Origin of the sequence: Pseudomonas marginalis, assembly GCF_900105325.1 — a bacterium.
GTDB lineage: Bacteria > Pseudomonadota > Gammaproteobacteria > Pseudomonadales > Pseudomonadaceae > Aquipseudomonas > Aquipseudomonas marginalis.
Window position 1 is genome coordinate 4,453,919 of the sequence record NZ_FNSU01000003.1, and the last position, 19,916, is coordinate 4,473,834.

Sequence of the window (19,916 nt, forward strand, 5' to 3'; positions counted from 1 at the left end):
ATGAGCGAAGAAAACACGTACGACTCGACCAGCATTAAAGTGCTGAAAGGTTTGGATGCCGTACGCAAACGTCCCGGTATGTACATTGGCGACACTGATGACGGTAGCGGTCTGCACCACATGGTGTTCGAGGTGGTCGACAACTCCATCGACGAAGCTTTGGCCGGTCACTGCGACGACATCAGCATCATCATCCATCCGGACGAATCCATTACTGTGCGCGACAACGGTCGCGGCATCCCGGTAGATGTGCACAAAGAAGAAGGTGTTTCGGCGGCAGAGGTCATCATGACCGTGCTCCACGCCGGCGGTAAGTTCGACGACAACTCCTATAAAGTCTCCGGTGGTCTGCACGGTGTGGGTGTGTCGGTGGTGAACGCTCTTTCCGAAGAGCTGATCCTGACCGTTCGCCGCAGTGGCAAGATCTGGGAGCAGACCTACGTCCACGGTGTGCCACAGGAGCCGATGAAAATCGTTGGTGACAGTGAAAGCACCGGTACCCAGATCCATTTCAAGCCATCGGCTGATACCTTCAAGAACATCCACTTCAGCTGGGACATCCTGGCCAAGCGGATTCGTGAATTGTCCTTCCTCAACTCCGGTGTCGGCATCGTCCTCAAGGATGAGCGCAGCGGCAAGGAAGAGCTGTTCAAATACGAAGGCGGCTTGCGTGCGTTCGTTGAATACCTGAACACCAACAAGACTGCGGTCAACCAGGTGTTCCACTTCAACATCCAGCGTGAAGACGGCATCGGCGTTGAAATCGCCCTGCAATGGAACGACAGCTTCAACGAGAACCTGTTGTGCTTCACCAACAACATTCCACAGCGTGACGGTGGTACTCACTTGGTGGGTTTCCGTTCGGCGCTGACACGTAACCTGAACACCTATATCGAAGCCGAAGGCCTGGCGAAGAAGCATAAGGTCGCCACCACCGGTGACGATGCCCGTGAAGGCCTGACCGCAATCATCTCGGTGAAAGTGCCGGACCCTAAGTTCAGCTCCCAGACCAAAGACAAGCTGGTGTCTTCCGAAGTGAAAACTGCGGTTGAACAAGAGATGGGTAAGTACTTCTCCGACTTCCTGCTGGAAAACCCGAACGAAGCCAAGCTGGTTGTCGGCAAGATGATCGATGCCGCGCGTGCCCGTGAAGCGGCGCGTAAAGCCCGTGAGATGACCCGCCGTAAAGGTGCGCTGGATATTGCCGGCTTGCCAGGCAAACTGGCTGACTGCCAGGAGAAGGACCCTGCCCTCTCCGAACTGTACCTGGTGGAAGGTGACTCTGCTGGCGGTTCCGCCAAGCAGGGTCGTAACCGTCGCACCCAGGCCATCCTGCCGTTGAAGGGTAAGATCCTCAACGTGGAGAAGGCTCGTTTCGACAAGATGATTTCCTCCCAGGAAGTCGGCACCTTGATCACGGCACTGGGCTGCGGTATTGGCCGAGACGAGTACAACATCGACAAGCTGCGCTATCACAACATCATCATCATGACCGATGCTGACGTCGACGGTTCGCACATCCGTACCCTGCTGCTGACATTCTTCTTCCGTCAGTTGCCGGAGCTGATCGAGCGTGGCTACATCTACATCGCCCAGCCGCCGTTGTACAAAGTGAAGAAAGGCAAGCAAGAACAGTACATCAAAGACGACGACGCCATGGAAGAGTACATGACGCAGTCGGCCCTGGAAGATGCCAGCCTGCACTTGAACGACGAAGCCCCGGGGATCTCCGGTGAGGCGCTGGAGCGTCTGGTTAACGACTTCCGTATGGTGATGAAGACACTCAAGCGCCTGTCGCGCCTGTACCCACAGGAATTAACCGAGCACTTCATCTACCTGCCGTCTGTAAGCCTGGAGCAGTTGGGCGACCACGCACACATGCAGGAATGGCTGGCCCAATATGAAGTACGCCTGCGTACTGTCGAAAAATCCGGCCTGGTGTACAAAGCCAGCCTGCGTGAAGACCGTGAACGTAACGTTTGGCTGCCAGAGGTCGAATTGATCTCCCACGGCCTGTCGAACTACGTCACCTTCAACCGCGACTTCTTCGGCAGCAACGACTACAAGACCGTTGTGACCCTCGGCGCGCAACTGAGCACCCTGCTGGACGATGGTGCTTATATTCAGCGTGGCGAGCGTAAGAAAGCGGTCAAGGAGTTCAAGGAAGCCCTGGACTGGTTGATGGCGGAAAGCACCAAGCGCCATACGATCCAACGATACAAAGGTCTGGGCGAAATGAACCCGGATCAACTGTGGGAAACCACCATGGACCCAGCCCAGCGCCGTATGCTGCGCGTAACCATCGAGGACGCCATTGGCGCAGACCAGATCTTCAACACCCTGATGGGTGATGCGGTCGAACCTCGCCGTGACTTCATCGAGAGCAATGCCCTGGCAGTGTCTAACCTGGATTTCTGATCCAGGTACGACGCGCAAAATAAAAAAGGCCAACGCATAACGTTGGCCTTTTTTATTGCGTGGAAATCATCTTCCGCAAAATGCTCCACGTGGAACATCGTGTTTTTTATCCATGAGAAGAAGCCGCCGCCACACTCTCCAATCGATACCCATACCCATAGATCGTCAACAACTGCCAACCTCTATCAGCGGTAAGCCCGAGCTTGTTGCGTAGCCGGTAGATATGCGTATCCAGCGGCCGCGAGGACACCATTTCTTCATGGGTCCAGAACCGCTCATAAAGATACTCACGCGACAGCGGCCGAGCCAGATTGGCGAACAAGCAGCTCGCCAGGCGGTATTCGCGCTCGGTAAGGTTGATCGGTTTGCCTGCGCGTGTGACGGTCAACTCTGCATCGTCGAAGGTCAGGTCGTTGAAACTCTGCACTTCAGGGGTTGCCGATCTCTGCAGGCCATGCCGACGTAGAACGGCTGTCACTCGTGCCTTCAGTTCGTTAGGACGAAAGGGTTTGCTGACGTAGTCGTCGGCCCCGCTGTTCAATGCGCTGACGATATCGCTTTCGGCATCACGGCTGGTGAGCATGATGACTGCCGGTGGCGACTCCATGTGTTCACGGGTCCAGCGCAGTAAGGCAATACCGGTGATGTCGGGCAGTTGCCAGTCGAGTATCAGCAGGTCGAAGGTCTCCCGACGCAACTGACGCAGCAGGTCTTCGCCGCGCTCGAAGCAATGCAGTGTCCAGGGTTGTTCGGCGGTGCTGGGGATTTGTCGCAGTGTCTGTTCCACCCGTCGCAATTCAGCGGGTTCGTCATCCAGTATTGCGACACGCATGGGTGGGTCCTTTCTTCTCGAAGAGTACGGCAGTCGTATTGAAGGGCACGTACTGCGCAGATGCCGGTCAATGAATCTGAAGAATTGTGCTCAGGTTCGTCGACCCCTTGGATCTCTCGGTACGCTGGGATCAATAAGCGAATACGCCATTGAAAGCTCTCCATACCTATGTGGGAAAGATACCGGCTCCAGGCGTTAAGGAAAAGGATCAGCCGACGCGTGCGCTGTCGTAAACTCCTGCGCCCCGATAGTGGATGCCCTTTGGAATTCCCGCCGTTATGAACATCCAGCAGGAATTTTTTTCCACCGCGTCGAAAATGAGCTTCACTGGGCTCAACGCGTCGTTCTATCACGAACGTGTGTCGGCTTACGCCGTGCAACGACTGAGGAGGAATCGGGGGTCTATGCCATCTTCTATCGCACGCCAACAACTCAGGCGCGTTGATCCATGACGCTCTGGGGAAAGGCCGAAAAACGCCAACCCACCCATGCCCAGCGCCTGTTCCACGGTCTGGTACGTGAGTGGTTATGGATCGGTTTGCTGCTGTTGCCAATCACTGCCTACCTCTCGATGAGTCCTGGCCTGGCCTTGAACAACCCGCTATACGACAGCCTTCGACGTCTGGCGCCTCTACCGGTGGATCCGCGCATCCTGCTGGTGACCATCGATGACCCTAGCCTGAAGAAACTCGGCCAGTGGCCCTGGCCGCGTAGTGTGCACGCCGACCTGATCGATCGCCTGAGCGCGGCGCAGCCGGCCGGTATCCTGTTTGATGTGATCTTCAGCGAGCCCGGTAACCCGGTCAATGACAAGCGCCTGGCCGACGCGGTGTGCAACGCCGGCAACGTATTGTTGCCCTTGGCTCGTGACGATTCGGCCAGCTACAGCCAGTCTGGGGCACAAATGCTGTCACTGCTCAAATGTGCCAAGGGTGTCGGGCATATCAATGTGGAGGCGGATAGCGATGGCGTGGTCCGCAGGCTGTATATGCGGGAGGGGCCAGCCGGTGCCACGGCGCTTCAGTTAGCGTGGCTGGCTTTCGCGATGAGCGGGCAATCGGCCGAGATGCCCGGGGAACCTCTGCCATCGATCACCCAGGATTGGCACCGGGAGCATGCGGTCCGTATCCCGTTTATTGCTGCCGACACCCATTTCCCGAGCGTGTCTTATGTCAGCGTATTACGTGGTGAGGTCCCTCCCGAGCGGTTGCGGGGCCGTCTGATTCTGGTGGGGGCGACAGCGTCGGGTATGGGCGATCGCTTTGTCACACCGCTCTCTCCTATGGCCGGCACCACAGCGGGTGTGGAGATCCAGGCCAATGTGCTCAATGGCTTGCTGCAAGATCGAAGTATTGTGGACTTGCCCGGCTGGCTGGCCGCACTGATCGCAACGTCCCTGGTGGCGATGTTGCTGGGCCTGCTGCTATACCGCCCACGCTATGCGCTGTGGATGACCCTGGGGTGCATGTGCATGGCCTTGGTGGGTTCAGCGGCCTTGTTGCGCCTGGGCTACTGGTGGTCGCCTGCGGCCTGCTTGATCGGTTTGCTGCTCAGCTATCTGATCTGGAACTGGCGGCGTCTCAGCGTGATCCTGGCCTACTTCGGCTGGGAATTGACGCGCCTGGATAACGAACCCAAAGTCTTGCCCGAGCGCCGCCGTGCACCCGCCAATAAGGGTGACGTATTGCAGGGCCGTATCTTTGCCTTGGAGCAAGCCGTCAGTCGTACGCGGGACACCCGACGGTTTATGGCCGATGGATTGGAATGCCTGCCGGTGGCGACGTTGATCACAGACACCCAGGGTAATGTCCTGTTGGCCAACCGCATCGCCCGGGAAGTGTTCGGCAATGACTTGATCAACCATAACCTTCTGGAGCAACTGGCCGACCTGGGTTATCCACCGCTGCACAATGGCGTACGCCCCCCCCTCTCGACACTGGAACTCGTTGAGTTTCGTGATATCCATCAACGCAGCCTGCGCATGGAACTTGCCCCCTTGCTGCCGGCCGAAGGGGATGTCGCGCTTGGCTGGCTGTTGAGCCTTACTGATCTGAGCAAGGAACGCGAGGCCCAGCAGCATCGGGAAACCATGCTGCGTTTCCTCTCTCACGACTTGCGTGCACCCCACTCGGCGATCCTCGCCCTGTTGGATGTGCACGGCAGTGAGTCGCCGATATTTGCCCAGATAGAGCAACAAGTACGCCGCGCCTTGAGCCTGACCGAATCATTTGTGCAACTGGCGAGGGCTGAGGCCGATGGCTACCAGTTCGAGCCTACGCTGTTCGCCATGCTGGTAATGGATGCGTTTGATCAAGTGGCCGTGATCGCCCAGCTCAAGGGGATTCACCTGGTCCACGATCTGGACGAGGCCGACGAAGGGATGGTGTCAGCCGATCAATCGCTGCTCACCCGCGCATTGTTCAATGTGCTGGAGAACGCGATCAAATATTCCCCGTCCGGTACCACTGTCCGGCTGCGACACAGCAGCGCGCAAGGCTGGCTGGAATGCCGCATCAGCGACCAGGGCCCAGGGATAGCCGCCGAGGATTTGCCTGAACTGTTCAGCCAGTACAAACGCTTTGACTCGGCCCAAGGCAGCGAAGGGCTGGGGTTGGGACTGAGCATGGTCAAGGCGGTGGTGGAGCGTCATGGGGGCCGTATCGAGTGTGAAAGCACCGTGGGCAAAGGCACCTCTTTCAGCCTGCAGCTGCCCTTGCTGGACGACGGCTAAAACGTACCTTTGTGCTGTGCATAAAAAACCGGTCTCAAGGACCGGTTTTTTAATGCGGAAAAAACTTATGCACGTTTTTTGCGGTTTTGATGGATTTGGAAATATCTAACTAAATCAACTTATTAGGACCCAAAAAAGCCAATTCGCCAACAAAGCGTACACAGGTTATCCACAGATGCTCATACCACCGGCGTCTCCACCACAATCGGCTCCGGCGGCAGGGAACCCATGGCCCGCTGCTGCGCTTCATTCCATGCCTGGGCACGGTCATTCAGCGCGGCAATGGCGCGTGGGCCTTCCCCTTCTGCGTACATTGGCTCGCCTATCACCACAGTGATGGTGCCCGCGCGTTTTGCCCAGCCCGCCTTCGGCCAGAACTTGCCAGCGTTATGCGCAATCGGCAGCACCGGCAGGTTGGCGTTGACTGCCAATGCGGTACCGCCGCGAGAGAACTTGCCTACTGTCCCAAAGGGTACCCGCGTACCTTCCGGGAAGATCAGCACCCACACGCCATCCTTGAGCAGTTCATCGCCCTTCTTGGCGACGTGCTTGAGCGCCGCCTTGGGGTTGTCACGGTCGATGGCGATCGGGCGCAACATGGCCATGGCCCAGCCGAAGAACGGCACGTACAACAGCTCGCGCTTGAGCACCTGGCTCAATGGCGAGAAGTAAGCCGAGAGGAAGAAGGTCTCCCAGGTGCTCTGGTGGTTCGACAGAATCACACACGGCTGGTCCGGTACGTTTTCAGCGCCCTTGATCTCGAAGCGAATGTTCAGGAACACCTTGGTCAGCCACAACGCGCAGCGGCACCAATAGACGTTGATAAAGCGATAGCGCGCCTTGAACGGCAGGAACGGCGCAATAAAAAAGCTCAGGGTGCACCAGAGAAACGAACTGGTGCCCAGCAGCAGGTAAAAGAAAAAGGTTCTGATGGCCTGCAAAATCGACATGGCGGCATTTACCGTTGCGGGACATGGCCCGCCTGTTAAAAGCGCACTCCCGAACAGTCCTTGGTCAGGAAGTCGAGGGCGGCTAGTTGTTGATAAGTTCTGCGGCAACCGCCGCCAGATCGTCAAAAATCAAGGTGCCTACCGGCAGGTTTTTCGCCTGGGTCTTTTCGCCTTTCCCGGTCTTTACCAAAACTGGCTGAGAGTCGACGGCTTTGGCCGCCTCCAGGTCACCGAGGCTGTCCCCGACGAACCATATCCCAGCCAAGGGCACCTTGTAATGTTCTGCAATGATTTTCAACATGCCAGGCTTGGGTTTGCGGCAATCGCATCCCTCATCCGGCCCGTGAGGGCAGTACACCACCAGCCCCACTTCCCCGCCCTGCTCCGCCACCAGGGTGCGCAAGCGCGCGTGCATGGCGTCCAGGGTGGCGATGTCGTAATAGCCGCGGGCGATGCCGGACTGGTTGGTGGCGATGGCCACCGTCCAGCCGGCTTTGCTCAACTGCGCGATGGCCTCGATCGAACCGGGCAGTGGAATCCATTCCGCCACCGACTTGATGTAAGCGTCGGAGTCGTAGTTGATCACCCCGTCCCGATCGAGAATCAGCAGTTTCAACATGGTCAGCTCAGCGTCGAAATGTCAGCGATGTTGACGAACAGGCCACGCAGACGCGCCAGCATGGCGTAGCGGTTTTTCCGCACGCCGGCATCTTCGGCATTGATCATCACCGCTTCGAAGAACGCATCCACCGGCTCACGCAAGGTCGCCAGGCGTGCCAGGGCTTCGGCGTAATTGCGTTCGGCGATCAGCGGCTTCACCGCGTTCTCTGCCTTGGCAATGGCTGAGTTCAGCGAGAACTCCTTGGCGTCGGCAAACAGGCCTGGGTCGACATCGGCGTTGCCCAGGCCTTCGGCCTTGCCCAGCAGGTTCGACACTCGCTTGTTCACAGCGGCCAGGGCGTCGGCTTCCGGCAGCTTACGGAACGCCTGTACGGCTTGTACGCGCTGATCGAAGTCCAGTGCCGAACCCGGTTGCAGGGCACGTACCGACAGGTAGACGGAAACGTCCACGCCTTCGTCTTCATAACGCGCACGCAGGCGGTCGAACACGAACTCCAGCACTTGCTCGGCCAGGCCGGCTTGCTTGACCTTGCCACCGAACTGGCCGACCGCGAACACCACGGCCTGGGTCAGGTCGAGGTCGAGCTTCTTGTCGATCAGGATACGCAGCACGCCGAGGGCCGCGCGACGCAGGGCATACGGGTCTTTGCTACCGGTAGGCAGCATGCCGATACCGAAGATACCGACGAGGGTATCCAGCTTGTCGGCGATGGCCACGGCCGCACCGGTCAGGGTGGTCGGCAGCTCGGCGCCGGCACCGCGCGGCATGTACTGCTCGTTCAGCGCCAGCGCGACATCGTCCGCCTCGCCATCGTTGAGGGCGTAGTAGTAACCGGCAACGCCCTGCATCTCCGGGAACTCGCCGACCATTTCGGTGGCCAGGTCGCACTTGGACAGCAAGCCCGCACGCGCAGCCCAGGCGGCATCACCGCCGATGCGTGGGGCAATGTAGGCCGCCAGCTTGGAAACGCGCACGGCCTTGTCGTAGACGCTGCCGAGTTTTTCCTGGAATACCACGTTCTGCAGGCGCAGGTTGAAGTCTTCGAGTTTCTGCTTCTTGTCTTGCTTGAAGAAGAACTCGGCGTCAGTCAGGCGCGGACGCACGACTTTCTCGTTACCGGCGATGATCTGCTGCGGGTCCTTGCTTTCGATGTTGGCCACGGTGATAAAGCGCGGCAGCAACTTGCCGTCCACGTCCAGCAGGCAGAAATACTTCTGGTTGTCCTGCATGGTGGTGATCAGCGCTTCCTGCGGCACATCGAGGAAACGTTCTTCGAACGAGCACACCAGCGGCACCGGCCATTCAACCAGCGCGGTCACTTCGTCGAGCAGGCTTGGCGGCACGATGGCGGTGCCTTCCTGCAGGCGGGCGAGTTCTTCGGTGCGCTTGCTGATCAGCTCGCGACGCTCGTTGGCATCGGCCAGCACGTAGGCAGCACGCAGATCGGCGGCATAGTTAGCCGGCGAAGTGATGCGCACCGCTTGTGGATGGTGGAAGCGATGGCCACGGGAATCACGGCCAGCTTTCTGGGCGAGGATGGTGCAATCGATGACCTGGTCACCGAGCAGCATCACCAGCCACTGGGTCGGGCGTACGAACTCTTCCTTGCGCGCGCCCCAGCGCATGCGCTTGGGAATCGGCAGGTCGTTCAGGGAGTCTTCGACGATGGTCGGCAACAGGCTGGCGGTGGGCTTGCCTGTGATGACCTGGCTGAAACGCAGTTTCGGACCGCTCTGGTCGATCTCGCTCAGCTCCACACCGCACTTCTTGGCGAAGCCCAGTGCGGCTTGGGTCGGGTTGCCTTCGGCGTCGAAAGCCGCCTGGCGTGGCGGGCCGTCGAGGTTGATGCTGCGGTCCGGCTGCTGGGTTTCCAGCGCGGTCAGCAACACGGCCAGGCGGCGCGGCGCGGCGTAGACTTTCTTCGCTTCAAACTTCAGGCCGGCGCTCTGCAGGCCTTTTTCGATACCGGCCAGGAACGCATCGGCCAGGGTATTGAGTGCCTTGGGTGGCAGCTCTTCGGTGCCCAGTTCAACCAGGAAATCTTGAGCACTCATTGTGCAGCCTCCAGCTTAGCCAACACTTCATCACGCAGGTCCGGGGTGGCCATCGGGAAGCCCAGCTTGGCGCGAGCCAGCAGGTAGGCTTGGGCGACGGAACGCGCCAGGGTGCGTACACGCAGGATGTATTGCTGGCGCGCGGTTACCGAGATGGCACGGCGGGCGTCCAGCAGGTTGAAGGTATGGGAGGCCTTCAACACCATTTCATAGCTCGGCAACGGCAGCGGCTGGTCGAGTTCGATCAGGCGCTTGGCTTCGCTTTCATAGAAGTCGAACAGTTCGAACAGCTTGTCGACGTTGGCGTGTTCGAAGTTGTAGGTCGATTGCTCCACTTCGTTCTGGTGGAACACATCGCCATAGGTCACTTTGCCGAACGGGCCGTCAGCCCACACCAGGTCGTAGACCGAATCCACGCCCTGCAGGTACATGGCCAGGCGCTCGAGGCCGTAGGTGATCTCGCCGGTCACCGGGTAGCACTCGATGCCACCGGCCTGTTGGAAGTAGGTGAACTGGGTGACTTCCATGCCATTGAGCCAGACTTCCCAGCCCAGGCCCCAGGCGCCGAGGGTGGGCGACTCCCAGTTGTCTTCGACGAAACGGATGTCGTGCACCAGCGGGTCGAGGCCCACGTGCTTGAGCGAGCCCAGGTACAGTTCCTGGAAGTTGTCCGGGTTCGGCTTCAGGACTACCTGGAACTGATAGTAGTGCTGCAGACGGTTCGGGTTTTCGCCGTAGCGGCCGTCAGTCGGGCGACGACTGGGCTGCACATAAGCGGCGTTCCAGGTTTCCGGGCCGATGGCCCGCAGGAATGTAGCGGTGTGGAAAGTGCCGGCGCCTACTTCCATATCGTAGGGCTGAAGTACCACACAACCTTGCTCGGCCCAGTATTGCTGGAGGGCGAGGATCAAGTCTTGGAAGGTACGCACGGCTGGCGTAGGCTGGCTCACGAAATTCACCTGTTACTTGGGCTGCGATTTAAAGAGCGGGAGTATACCCGATTCGGCCGCGCCACCATCCCCTGGAGCCTTATGCCACGCTGCTTTTGGTGTTCTGAAGATCCGCTGTACATGGCTTATCACGATCAGGAGTGGGGAACGCCGCTGCGCGATGCGCAGGGTTTGTTCGAGTTGCTTTTGCTCGAAGGGTTCCAGGCGGGCCTGTCCTGGATCACCGTTTTACGCAAACGCGAGCATTATCGAAAGGTCTTGTTTGGTTTTGATGCCCGGCGTCTGGCACAGCTGACCGATGCCGAGATCGAAGCGCTGATGCTTGACCCTGGCATTGTGCGTAACCGCCTCAAGCTCAACGCCACCCGGCGCAACGCCGCAGCCTGGCTGGCGCTTGAAGATCCGGTGGGGTGGCTCTGGTCGTTTGTCGGCGGCGTGCCCAAGGTCAACCATTTCAAGGACCGCAGCGAAGTGCCTGCGATTACGCCGGAGGCTGAAGCCATGAGCAAAGCACTCAAGAAAGCCGGCTTCACCTTTGTCGGCCCGACCATCTGTTACGCGTTCATGCAGGCCTCGGGCATGGTCATGGACCACACCCAGGACTGCGACCGTTACGCGGACTTGGCCAACGCCGGTTAGAATGGCGGCTTTGCGCACCACACACGATCAGGAGTGACCTGTGGAAAAGTTTAAAGGCGCCTTGCTGGTAGGCGCTCTTCGGTTGTTTGCCCTATTGCCCTGGCGCGCGGTTCAAGCGGTCGGCACGGCCATCGGCTGGATCATGTGGAAAACCCCTAACCGCTCCCGTGACACGGTGCGGATCAACCTCTCTAAATGCTTCCCGGACATGGACCCCGCCGCGCGCGAGCGCCTGGTTGGCCAGAGCCTGAAGGACATCGGCAAGTCCCTTACCGAAAGCGCCTGCGCCTGGATCTGGCCGGCCCAGCGCTCCATCGACCTGGTGCGTGAAGTCGAAGGCCTTGAGGTGCTGCACGAAGCCCTGGCCTCGGGCAAAGGTGTGGTCGGCATCACCAGCCACCTGGGCAACTGGGAGGTGTTGAACCACTTCTATTGCAGCCAGTGCAAACCGATCATTTTTTACCGCCCGCCCAAGCTCAAGGCGGTGGACGAGTTGCTGCGCAAGCAGCGCGTACAACTGGGTAACCGCGTGGCGGCGTCCACCAAGGAAGGCATCCTCAGTGTGATCAAGGAAGTGCGCAAGGGCGGCCAGGTGGGTATTCCGGCCGACCCGGAGCCGGCCGAGTCCGCAGGGATCTTCGTGCCGTTCTTCGCCACCCAGGCGCTCACCAGCAAGTTCGTGCCGAACATGCTCGCCGGCCACAAGGCCGTGGGGGTGTTCCTGCATGCGCTGCGGCTGCCGGACGGTTCGGGCTACAAAGTGATCCTGGAAGCGGCGCCGGAAGACATGTACAGCACCGACACCGCCACCTCCTGCGCGGCGATGAGCAAAGTGGTGGAGCGTTATGTCGGCGCCTACCCGAGCCAGTACATGTGGAGCATGAAGCGCTTCAAGAAACGCCCGCCGGGTGAAGAGCGGTGGTACTGACCCACTGCTGACTAAATGTGGGAGGGGGCTTGCCCCGATAGCGGTGGTTCAGTCAACTATGCATTGGCTGACACACTGCTATCGGGAGCAAGCCCCCTCCCACATTTTCGATCTGCTTAGCTTTGGCGGTCGAGTTTCTTCAGGAACACCGTCATTTCTTTCTCGGCCTGCTTGTCGCCATGGGCCTGGGCCGCTTCGATGCCCTTCTCCCACGCCTGTCGCGCCGCGGCGTTATCACCCTGCCCCAGCTGCGCCTTGCCCAACAACTTCCACGCCGCCGAATACTTCGGATCGAACTCGACGCATTTGTGCAAATGCTCCGCCGCCTTGGCATTGTCCTTCAGGTCCAGATAACCCTTGCCCAGCCCAAAGCGCAGCAGGGAATTATCCACACCCTTGGCGAGCATTTTTTCCAGGGATTCGAGCATGTCGGTCACTCCCGTTGATCAGAAAAAGCTCAATCCCACGTGGAACAGCTTCTCCACATCGCGGATATGTTTTTTATCCACCAGGAACAGGATCACGTGGTCACCCGTGGCGATCACCGTATCGTCGTGGGCGATGATCACTTCCTCATCACGAATGATTGCGCCAATGGTGGTGCCCGGCGGCAGGCCTATATCGCGGATGGCCTTGCCGATCACTTTGCTCGACTTCGAATCACCGTGGGCAATCGCCTCGATGGCCTCCGCCGCCCCCCGGCGCAGGGAGTGCACGCTGACGATATCGCCCCGGCGCACGTGGGCAAGCAAGGTGCCGATGGTGGCCAGTTGCGGGCTGATGGCGATGTCGATATCGCCGCCCTGGATCAGGTCGACATAGGCCGGGTTGTTGATGATGGTCATGACCTTCTTGGCCCCCAGCCGCTTGGCCAGCAAGGACGACATGATGTTGGCCTCGTCATCGTTGGTCAGGGCCAGGAAGATATCCGCGTCGGCGATGTTTTCTTCCATCAGCAGGTCGCGGTCCGAGGCACTGCCTTGCAGTACGACCGTGCTGTCCAGGGTGTCGGACAAATGCCGGCAGCGTGCCGGGCTCATCTCGATGATTTTCACCTGGTAGCGACTCTCGATCGCTTCGGCCAGGCGCTCGCCAATCTGCCCGCCGCCGGCGATGACGATGCGTTTGTAGCTCTCATCGAGCCGACGCATTTCACTCATGACGGCACGAATATTCGCTTTGGCAGCGATGAAGAATACTTCGTCATCGGCCTCGATCACCGTATCGCCCTGGGGCAGGATCGGCCGGTCACGTCGGAAAATCGCGGCTACGCGGGTTTCCACATTCGGCATGTGTTCACGCAGTTGACGCAATTGCTGACCCACCAGCGGTCCACCGTAGTAGGCCTTCACCGCCACCAGTTGCGCCTTGCCGCCGGCGAAGTCGATCACCTGCAAGGCGCCCGGGATTTCGATCAGGCGCTTGATGTAGTGGGTGACGACCTGTTCCGGGCTGATCAGAACGTCCACGGGGATGGCGTCGTTATCGAACAGGCCGGCGCGGGTCAGGTAGGCGGCTTCACGCACCCGGGCGATCTTGGTCGGGGTGTGGAACAGGGTGTGGGCGACCTGGCAGGCGACCATATTGGTCTCGTCGCTGTTGGTGACCGCGACCAGCATGTCGGCGTCGTCGGCACCCGCCTGACGCAGCACGGTGGGAAACGACGCCCGGCCTTGTACGGTGCGGATATCCAGGCGGTCGCCCAGGTTGCGCAGGCGCTCGGCATCGGTGTCGACCACGGTGATGTCATTGGCTTCACTGGCCAAATGTTCGGCCAGTGTGCCGCCAACCTGCCCTGCTCCAAGGATGATGATTTTCATCCGGTCACTCCCTTAAACCCGTTCAGCCGCGCGCGGCGGCGATCTTGATCAGTTTGGCGTAGTAGAAACCATCATGCCCGCCTTCCTGTGCGAGTAACTGGCGGCCATGGGGCTGTTTGATACCAGCTGCCGTGGCGAGGTCCAGTTCCCGCGCGCCGCTGGTGCGGGCGAGAAAGGCTTCGATCACCTCGGTGTTTTCGGTGGGCAAGGTGGAGCAGGTGGCGTAAAGCAGGATGCCGCCGACTTCGAGGGTCGGCCACAGTGCGTCGAGCAGTTCGCCTTGCAGCACCGCCAGGGCGGTGATGTCGTCGGGTTGGCGGGTGAGCTTGATGTCCGGGTGACGGCGGATCACACCGGTGGCGGAACACGGCGCGTCAAGCAGGATGCGTTGGAACGGTTTGCCGTCCCACCAGGTGGCGGTGTCGCGGCCGTCGGCAGCGATCAGCTCGGCGCTGAGGCCCAGGCGTGCGAGATTCTCCCGTACACGCACCAGACGCTTGGCTTCCAGATCGACCGCCACTACACCGGCCAGGTCCTTTTCAACTTCGAGGATGTGACACGTCTTACCGCCTGGAGCACAGCAGGCGTCCAGTACACGCTGACCGGGAGCCAGGTCGAGCAGGTCGGCGGCCAGTTGCGCGGCTTCGTCCTGCACACTGATCCAGCCTTCGGCGAAGCCCGGCAGGCTGCGCACGTCGGTGGCCGCTTCCAGCACAATGCCGTCGCTGCTGTACACGCAGGGCGTAGCGTTAATACCTGCGCTCGTCAGCAAGTGCAGATACGCATCACGGCGGTGATGGCGGCGGTTGACCCGCAGGATCATCGGTGGGTGCGCGTTGTTGGCCGCGCAAATGGCTTCCCATTGCTCGGGCCAGAAGGCCTTCAGGGATTTTTGCAGCCAGCGCGGGTGAGCGGTGCGCACCACCGGGTCATGTTCCAACTCGGCCAGCAGCGCTTCGCTTTCGCGCTGGGCGCGGCGCAGTACCGCGTTGAGCAGGGCCTTGGCCCAGGTTTTTTTCAGCTTGTCGGCGCAACCGACGGTTTCACCGATGGCGGCGTGGGCCGGCACGCGGGTGTAGAGCAGCTGATAGAGACCGACCAGCAGCAGCGCCTCGACATCAGCATCGGCCGCCTTGAACGGTTTTTGCAGCAGCTTGGCTGCCAGCGCCGACAACCGTGGTTGCCAGCGGGCGGTGCCGAAGGCCAGGTCCTGGGTGAAACCACGATCGCGGTCTTCGACCTTGTCCAACTGCGTGGGCAGCGAACTGTTCAGCGAAGCCTTGCCGTTGAGTACGGCGGCCAGGGCCTTGGCGGCGGCCAGACGTGGGTTCATTGGGTTGCCACCCCGAGGATCGTGCCCAGGGAAAATTTCTCACGGCGACTGTTGTACAAATCGCTGAAATTAAGCGCCTTGCCACCGGGCAATTGCAGACGGGTCAGGCACAGCGCCTGTTCGCCGCAAGCGACCAGCAGCCCCTCCTTGCTGGCACCGATGATTTCACCGGGTGTGCCTTTGCTGTCGGCCAAGGTCGCGGCCAACACTTTCAAGGCCTCGCCATTGAGGGTGCTGTGGCAGATCGGCCACGGGTTGAAGGCACGCACCAGGCGTTCCAGCTCCACAGCCGGGCGGCTCCAGTCGATGCGGGCTTCGTCTTTGTTCAGCTTGTGGGCGTAGGTGGCCAGGCTGTCGTCCTGCACCTCACCTTGCAGGGTGCCAGCGGCGAGACCGGCAATGGCCTGGATCACGGCGGGCGGGCCCATCTCGGCGAGGCGGTCGTGCAGGCTGCCACCGGTGTCTGCGGCCGTGATCGGGGTGGTGACTTTGAGCAGCATCGGGCCGGTGTCCAAACCCGCCTCCATGCGCATCACCGTCACGCCGCTTTCGCTGTCGCCTGCCTCCACGGCACGTTGGATCGGCGCCGCACCGCGCCAGCGTGGCAGCAGTGAGGCGTGGCTGTTGATACAGCCCAGGCGTGGAATATCCAGCACGACCTGGGGCAGGATCAAACCGTAGGCCACCACCACCAGCAAGTCCGGTTGCAGCGCCGCCAGTTCAGCCTGGGCCTCGGCGTTGCGCAGGGTCGGCGGTTGCAGCACGGGGATGTTGTGCTCAAGCGCCAACTGCTTGACCGGGCTTGGCATCAGTTTTTGCCCGCGACCGGCCGGGCGATCCGGCTGGGTGTACACCGCGACGATGTCATAAGGGCTGGCAAGCAGGGCCTTGAGGTGTTCGGCGGCAAATTCAGGCGTGCCGGCAAAAACAATGCGCAATGGCTCGGTCATGGGAGGTCTCGGTTAAAAGCAGTCACAAAAGAAAAAGGCTTGCCGCAGCAAGCCTTTGGAAGGAGGGCATCAAGCTTGCTGGCGATGCTTTTTTTCCAGCTTCTTCTTGATCCGGTCGCGTTTGAGCGTGGACAGGTAATCGACAAACAGCTTGCCGTTGAGGTGGTCGCATTCGTGCTGGATGCACACGGCCAGCAGGCCTTCGGCAATCAGTTCGAACGGCTTGCCATCGCGGTCGAGGGCCTTGATCTTCACGCGCAGCGGGCGCTCGACGTTCTCGTAGAACTCCGGTACCGAGAGGCAGCCTTCCTGGTATTCGCCCATCTCGTCGGTCAACGGTTCGAACTCGGGGTTGATATACACCCGTGGTTCGCTGCGATCTTCCGACAGGTCCATGACCACGACGCGCAGATGCACGTTGACCTGGGTGGCGGCGAGGCCGATACCAGGCGCTTCATACATTGTTTCAAACATGTCATCGACCAGCTGACGAACCTTGTCGTCCACTACGGCCACCGGCTTGGCGATTGTGCGCAGGCGCGAGTCGGGGAATTCGAGGATGTTCAAAATAGCCATAAGCGTAATTGCTGCACATGTGAGGTAAAGGCAAATCGGCGGTGGGAATGGACCCATACGGCCGGTGTGAAACGCCCGAAAGCCGCGAAGGCCCTGGCATTTCACGCGAACGCACATAATAAAGGAGATTCACCCCATGAGGAAATCGCTACTTATCCCCCCGTTTCGAGACTGCCCCTCGACCGTAATAAATAGCCTGCTAAATAAGTTACCAACAGAGTTATCCACAGCTTGTTCCGGTCAAGGATGATCAGATGCTTTCGAAAAACTGCAATGAAATTTCCCCTTCAGAACTGGAAGCCCGCCTACGCCTGCACAGGCTGCCGGAGGTAGGCCCGAAGCGCTTTCGGTTGTTGATCGAAGCGTTCGGCAGCGCTTCAAAGGCCATCGGCGCCCCGGCCAGCGCGTGGCGCTCCTTGGGGTTGTCACCCATCAGCGCCGATGCCCGCCGTAGCCATGAGATCCGCGACGGTGCCAGTCAGGCGTTGGCCTGGTTGGAACGTCCGGACCAGCATTTGCTGATGTGGGACCAACCTGAGTACCCGGCACTGCTCGCCCAGATAGATGACGCCCCGCCGCTTTTATTTGTCGCCGGCGACCCCGGGATCCTGGAAAAACCGCAACTGGCGATGGTCGGCAGCCGCCGTGCATCCCGCCCCGGCATGGACACGGCCGCTGCATTTTCCCGCAGCCTGGCGAGCGCCGGTTTTGTCATCACCAGTGGCCTTGCGCTGGGTATCGACGGTGCGGCCCATCAAGCCGCTTTGGATGTGGGGGGGCATACAATCGGCGTACTCGGCACGGGCCTGGAAAATCTTTATCCACAGCGCCATCGACGGCTTGCGGCGGCGATGATTGCCCAAGGCAGCGCAGTGGTTTCCGAGTTTCCGCTGGACGCCGCGCCCCAGGCCGGTAACTTCCCCCGGCGCAACCGCATCATCAGCGGCCTGTCCCTGGGCGTGCTGGTGGTGGAGGCCAGCATGGCCAGCGGCTCGCTGATCACTGCCAAGCTCGCGGCCGAGCAAGGGCGCGAGGTGTATGCAATCCCGGGCTCCATCCATCATCCCGGGGCCAAGGGGTGTCACCAGTTGATCCGTGATGGTGCGATGCTGGTGGAAACCATTGAACACATCCTCGAAGGCTTGCGTGGTTGGCAGGCATTGTCGCGCCCGGCGCCGATGCCTGTGATACATCCGTTGGTGGCGCTGTTGCACGCGGCGCCCCATACCAGCGAAGCCCTGGCGCTGGTCAGTGGGCGGCCGTTGGCCCAGGTGTTGGCGACCCTCACGGAGTTGGAACTTGAAGGCCTGGTGATCTGCGAAAGCGGGCGCTGGCTTGCGCGTGGCCAGCTTTTGTAGCGGCCAGCTTTTTGGAACTAGGTTTTGTAAAGAAGATCGGTAAACTGCCCAGAGCTTTAGTCCGGAGAGTAAACAATGGTCAACAGGTGGCGTGTGCTGGAAGCCGCACGAGAAATTCGCGCAGGTGCGGTGATTGCCTATCCAACCGAAGCGGTCTGGGGCCTGGGTTGCGATCCATGGAACGAAGAGGCGGTGGATCGGCTGCTGGCGATCAAGAACCGTTCGGTGGACAAGGGCCTGATCCTGGTGGCAGACAATATTCGCCAATTCGACTTTCTGTTCGAAGACTTCCCGGATACCTGGATCGAACGCATGGCCAGCACCTGGCCCGGACCGAATACGTGGCTGGTGCCGCATCAGGATTTGTTGCCGGAATGGGTCACCGGTGTGCACGACACGGTGGCGCTACGGGTGAGCGATCATCCGCTGGTACGGGACTTGTGCGCGCTGGTGGGACCGTTGATTTCCACCTCAGCCAACCCCCAGGGCCGCCCGGCGGCGCGCACGCGGATTCGTGTGGAGCAGTACTTTCGCGGGCAGGTGGATCTGGTTCTGGGTGGTGCCCTGGGTGGGCGCAAGAACCCGAGCCTGATTCGCGATTTGGCAACGGGTGAGGTGGTGCGGCCTTCCTGAGACCGCGTCGCGCCTATCGGGGGCAAGTGGAATCGTTGCACCGCCCCCGAAGAGGCCCTCAAGGCAACAGAATGGTCGACCCAGTGGTACGCCGCCCCGACAACTCCGTCTGTGCCTTCGCCGCGTCCGCCAGCGAATACCGCTGGTTGATATCAATGCGCACCTTGCCGCTCTTGATCATCGAAAACAGATCATCCGCCATCACCTGCAAGTTCGCCGGATTGTTGGCGTAGGTCGCCAGGGTCGGCCGTGTCACGTGCAGCGAGCCTTTGGCCGCGAGTATCCCCAGGTTCACCCCATCCACCGCGCCCGACGCGTTGCCAAAGCTCACCACCAGGCCACGTGGCGCCACGCTGTCCAATGAGGTCAGCCAGGTGTCTTTGCCGACGCCGTCGTAGACCACAGGCACCTTTTTGCCGTCGGTCAATTCCAGCACGCGCTGTGCGACATTTTCCTTGCTGTAGTCGATGGTTTCCCACGCGCCGAGAGATTTGGCCAGGGCGGCTTTTTCTGGCGAGCTCACGGTACCGATCAGCTTCACGCCCAGTGCCTTGGCCCATTGGCAGGCCAGGGAGCCCACGCCACCGGCGGCGGCGTGGAACAGGATGGTCTCGCCACCTTTGAGCTCATAGGTCTGGCGCAGCAGGTATTGCACGGTCAGGCCCTTGAGCATGGCGCCGGCGGCTTGTTCGAAGCTGATGTCGTCCGGCAGGTGTACCAGGTTGGCGGCAGGCAGCACGTGCAATTCGCTGTAGGCCCCGAGTGGGCCGCTGCCGTAGGCCACGCGGTCGCCGACTTTAAATTGCGTGACTTCGCTGCCCACCGCATCAACCACCCCGGCGCCTTCTGCGCCCAGCCCCGATGGCAGGGCCGGCGGCGCGTAAAGGCCACTGCGGAAATAGGTATCGATGAAATTCAGGCCAATCGCCTCGTTACGCACTCGAACCTGCTGCGGGCCCGGCTCTGCCGGTGTGTAGTCCACATATTCAAGTACGTCGGGGCCGCCATGGGCGCTGAACTGGATACGTTTGGCCATCTGCACTTCTCCTGAGGTCGAATTCGCGTAGCCCCCTATCGGACTCCTAAGCTTGATCTTCGTCAACTGTGGCGCTCCTAAGTGCA

Annotated in this window: 17 protein-coding genes; 6 read left to right on the forward strand and 11 right to left on the reverse strand. The window is 60.4% G+C overall.

Features of this window, described 5'->3' with window-relative positions; all coding sequences use genetic code 11:
* Window positions 1-2,418, forward strand: coding sequence for a DNA topoisomerase (ATP-hydrolyzing) subunit B (gyrB, locus tag BLW22_RS30070; protein WP_065926811.1), 2,418 nt, complete (start codon window positions 1-3; stop codon window positions 2,416-2,418).
* Window positions 2,419-2,524: 106 nt separating this feature from the next.
* Here the strand turns inward: gyrB and BLW22_RS30075 are convergent, their stop codons facing one another.
* The gene (locus BLW22_RS30075; RefSeq protein WP_027608161.1) at window positions 2,525-3,250 is read right to left on the reverse strand and encodes a response regulator transcription factor; all 726 of its coding nucleotides are present in this window, start codon (window positions 3,248-3,250) and stop codon (window positions 2,525-2,527) included.
* Between the two features lie 448 nt (window positions 3,251-3,698).
* On the opposite strand from BLW22_RS30075, the gene BLW22_RS30080 reads away from it, so the two are divergent.
* On the forward strand, window positions 3,699-5,981 hold the full coding sequence (locus tag BLW22_RS30080; RefSeq protein ID WP_074848081.1) for a CHASE2 domain-containing protein: 2,283 nt from the start codon (window positions 3,699-3,701) through the stop codon (window positions 5,979-5,981).
* 179 nt (window positions 5,982-6,160) lie between these two features.
* On the opposite strand, the gene BLW22_RS30085 is transcribed toward BLW22_RS30080, so the two are convergent.
* From BLW22_RS30085 to glyQ, 4 genes are all read right to left on the reverse strand, one after another.
* The gene (locus BLW22_RS30085; protein ID WP_065926814.1) at window positions 6,161-6,931 is read right to left on the reverse strand and encodes a lysophospholipid acyltransferase family protein; all 771 of its coding nucleotides are present in this window, start codon (window positions 6,929-6,931) and stop codon (window positions 6,161-6,163) included.
* Window positions 6,932-7,013: 82 nt separating this feature from the next.
* Window positions 7,014-7,550, reverse strand: coding sequence for a D-glycero-beta-D-manno-heptose 1,7-bisphosphate 7-phosphatase (gene gmhB / locus BLW22_RS30090; protein WP_162494271.1), 537 nt, complete (start codon window positions 7,548-7,550; stop codon window positions 7,014-7,016).
* Window positions 7,551-7,552: 2 nt separating this feature from the next.
* Complete coding sequence (gene glyS, locus BLW22_RS30095; protein WP_074848083.1) at window positions 7,553-9,607, reverse strand: glycine--tRNA ligase subunit beta; 2,055 nt, start codon at window positions 9,605-9,607, stop codon at window positions 7,553-7,555.
* The gene (gene glyQ / locus BLW22_RS30100) at window positions 9,604-10,557 is read right to left on the reverse strand and encodes a glycine--tRNA ligase subunit alpha (protein ID WP_003187265.1); all 954 of its coding nucleotides are present in this window, start codon (window positions 10,555-10,557) and stop codon (window positions 9,604-9,606) included. The genes glyS and glyQ overlap by 4 nt, the downstream gene beginning before the upstream one ends.
* Window positions 10,558-10,638: 81 nt before the next feature.
* Between glyQ and BLW22_RS30105 the strand changes: the two genes are divergently transcribed.
* Both BLW22_RS30105 and BLW22_RS30110 read left to right on the forward strand, forming a co-directional pair.
* A complete protein-coding gene (locus BLW22_RS30105; RefSeq protein WP_065926816.1) occupies window positions 10,639-11,196 on the forward strand; it encodes a DNA-3-methyladenine glycosylase I in 558 nt (185 codons plus the stop codon).
* A gap of 40 nt (window positions 11,197-11,236) precedes the next feature.
* Window positions 11,237-12,124 (forward strand): lysophospholipid acyltransferase, encoded by an 888-nt coding sequence (locus BLW22_RS30110; protein WP_012721461.1) that lies wholly within the window; start codon window positions 11,237-11,239, stop codon window positions 12,122-12,124.
* A 116-nt stretch (window positions 12,125-12,240) separates the two neighbouring features.
* On the opposite strand, the gene BLW22_RS30115 is transcribed toward BLW22_RS30110, so the two are convergent.
* The 5 genes from BLW22_RS30115 to def all read right to left on the reverse strand — a co-directional run bounded on the left by BLW22_RS30115 (window position 12,241) and on the right by def (window position 16,803).
* Window positions 12,241-12,552 (reverse strand): tetratricopeptide repeat protein, encoded by a 312-nt coding sequence (locus BLW22_RS30115; RefSeq protein WP_065926817.1) that lies wholly within the window; start codon window positions 12,550-12,552, stop codon window positions 12,241-12,243.
* A gap of 18 nt (window positions 12,553-12,570) precedes the next feature.
* A complete protein-coding gene (trkA, locus tag BLW22_RS30120) occupies window positions 12,571-13,944 on the reverse strand; it encodes a Trk system potassium transporter TrkA (RefSeq protein WP_027608153.1) in 1,374 nt (457 codons plus the stop codon).
* Between the two features lie 22 nt (window positions 13,945-13,966).
* Entirely contained in the window at window positions 13,967-15,277 is a 1,311-nt protein-coding gene (gene rsmB, locus BLW22_RS30125) for a 16S rRNA (cytosine(967)-C(5))-methyltransferase RsmB (RefSeq protein ID WP_065946449.1), read from the reverse strand.
* On the reverse strand, window positions 15,274-16,227 hold the full coding sequence (gene fmt / locus BLW22_RS30130; protein WP_065926819.1) for a methionyl-tRNA formyltransferase: 954 nt from the start codon (window positions 16,225-16,227) through the stop codon (window positions 15,274-15,276). The genes rsmB and fmt overlap by 4 nt, the downstream gene beginning before the upstream one ends.
* 69 nt (window positions 16,228-16,296) lie before the next feature.
* Window positions 16,297-16,803, reverse strand: a complete 507-nt coding sequence (gene def, locus BLW22_RS30135) for a peptide deformylase (RefSeq protein WP_005783383.1) — start codon at window positions 16,801-16,803, stop codon at window positions 16,297-16,299.
* A gap of 254 nt (window positions 16,804-17,057) precedes the next feature.
* Between def and dprA the strand changes: the two genes are divergently transcribed.
* Together dprA and BLW22_RS30145 are read left to right on the forward strand one after the other, a co-directional pair.
* On the forward strand, window positions 17,058-18,161 hold the full coding sequence (gene dprA, locus BLW22_RS30140; protein WP_065926820.1) for a DNA-processing protein DprA: 1,104 nt from the start codon (window positions 17,058-17,060) through the stop codon (window positions 18,159-18,161).
* 75 nt (window positions 18,162-18,236) lie between these two features.
* On the forward strand, window positions 18,237-18,794 hold the full coding sequence (locus tag BLW22_RS30145) for an L-threonylcarbamoyladenylate synthase type 1 TsaC (protein WP_027608149.1): 558 nt from the start codon (window positions 18,237-18,239) through the stop codon (window positions 18,792-18,794).
* Window positions 18,795-18,852: 58 nt separating this feature from the next.
* Here the strand turns inward: BLW22_RS30145 and BLW22_RS30150 are convergent, their stop codons facing one another.
* Window positions 18,853-19,830, reverse strand: a complete 978-nt coding sequence (locus BLW22_RS30150; protein ID WP_074848085.1) for a quinone oxidoreductase family protein — start codon at window positions 19,828-19,830, stop codon at window positions 18,853-18,855.
* Window positions 19,831-19,916 lie beyond the last annotated feature (86 nt).

Coding starts and splice junctions, on each gene's coding strand:
- fmt (WP_065926819.1), bottom strand. CDS start 16,227: ATGACCGAGCCATTGCGCATTGTTTTTGCCGGCACGCCTGAATTTGCC.
- glyS (WP_074848083.1), bottom strand. CDS start 9,607: ATGAGTGCTCAAGATTTCCTGGTTGAACTGGGCACCGAAGAGCTGCCA.
- BLW22_RS30080 (WP_074848081.1), top strand. CDS start 3,699: ATGACGCTCTGGGGAAAGGCCGAAAAACGCCAACCCACCCATGCCCAG.
- BLW22_RS30115 (WP_065926817.1), bottom strand. CDS start 12,552: ATGCTCGAATCCCTGGAAAAAATGCTCGCCAAGGGTGTGGATAATTCC.
- def (WP_005783383.1), bottom strand. CDS start 16,803: ATGGCTATTTTGAACATCCTCGAATTCCCCGACTCGCGCCTGCGCACA.
- gmhB (WP_162494271.1), bottom strand. CDS start 7,550: ATGTTGAAACTGCTGATTCTCGATCGGGACGGGGTGATCAACTACGAC.
- BLW22_RS30150 (WP_074848085.1), bottom strand. CDS start 19,830: ATGGCCAAACGTATCCAGTTCAGCGCCCATGGCGGCCCCGACGTACTT.
- BLW22_RS30105 (WP_065926816.1), top strand. CDS start 10,639: ATGCCACGCTGCTTTTGGTGTTCTGAAGATCCGCTGTACATGGCTTAT.
- BLW22_RS30085 (WP_065926814.1), bottom strand. CDS start 6,931: ATGTCGATTTTGCAGGCCATCAGAACCTTTTTCTTTTACCTGCTGCTG.
- rsmB (WP_065946449.1), bottom strand. CDS start 15,277: ATGAACCCACGTCTGGCCGCCGCCAAGGCCCTGGCCGCCGTACTCAAC.
- gyrB (WP_065926811.1), top strand. CDS start 1: ATGAGCGAAGAAAACACGTACGACTCGACCAGCATTAAAGTGCTGAAA.
- BLW22_RS30075 (WP_027608161.1), bottom strand. CDS start 3,250: ATGCGTGTCGCAATACTGGATGACGAACCCGCTGAATTGCGACGGGTG.
- trkA (WP_027608153.1), bottom strand. CDS start 13,944: ATGAAAATCATCATCCTTGGAGCAGGGCAGGTTGGCGGCACACTGGCC.
- BLW22_RS30145 (WP_027608149.1), top strand. CDS start 18,237: ATGGTCAACAGGTGGCGTGTGCTGGAAGCCGCACGAGAAATTCGCGCA.
- dprA (WP_065926820.1), top strand. CDS start 17,058: ATGCTTTCGAAAAACTGCAATGAAATTTCCCCTTCAGAACTGGAAGCC.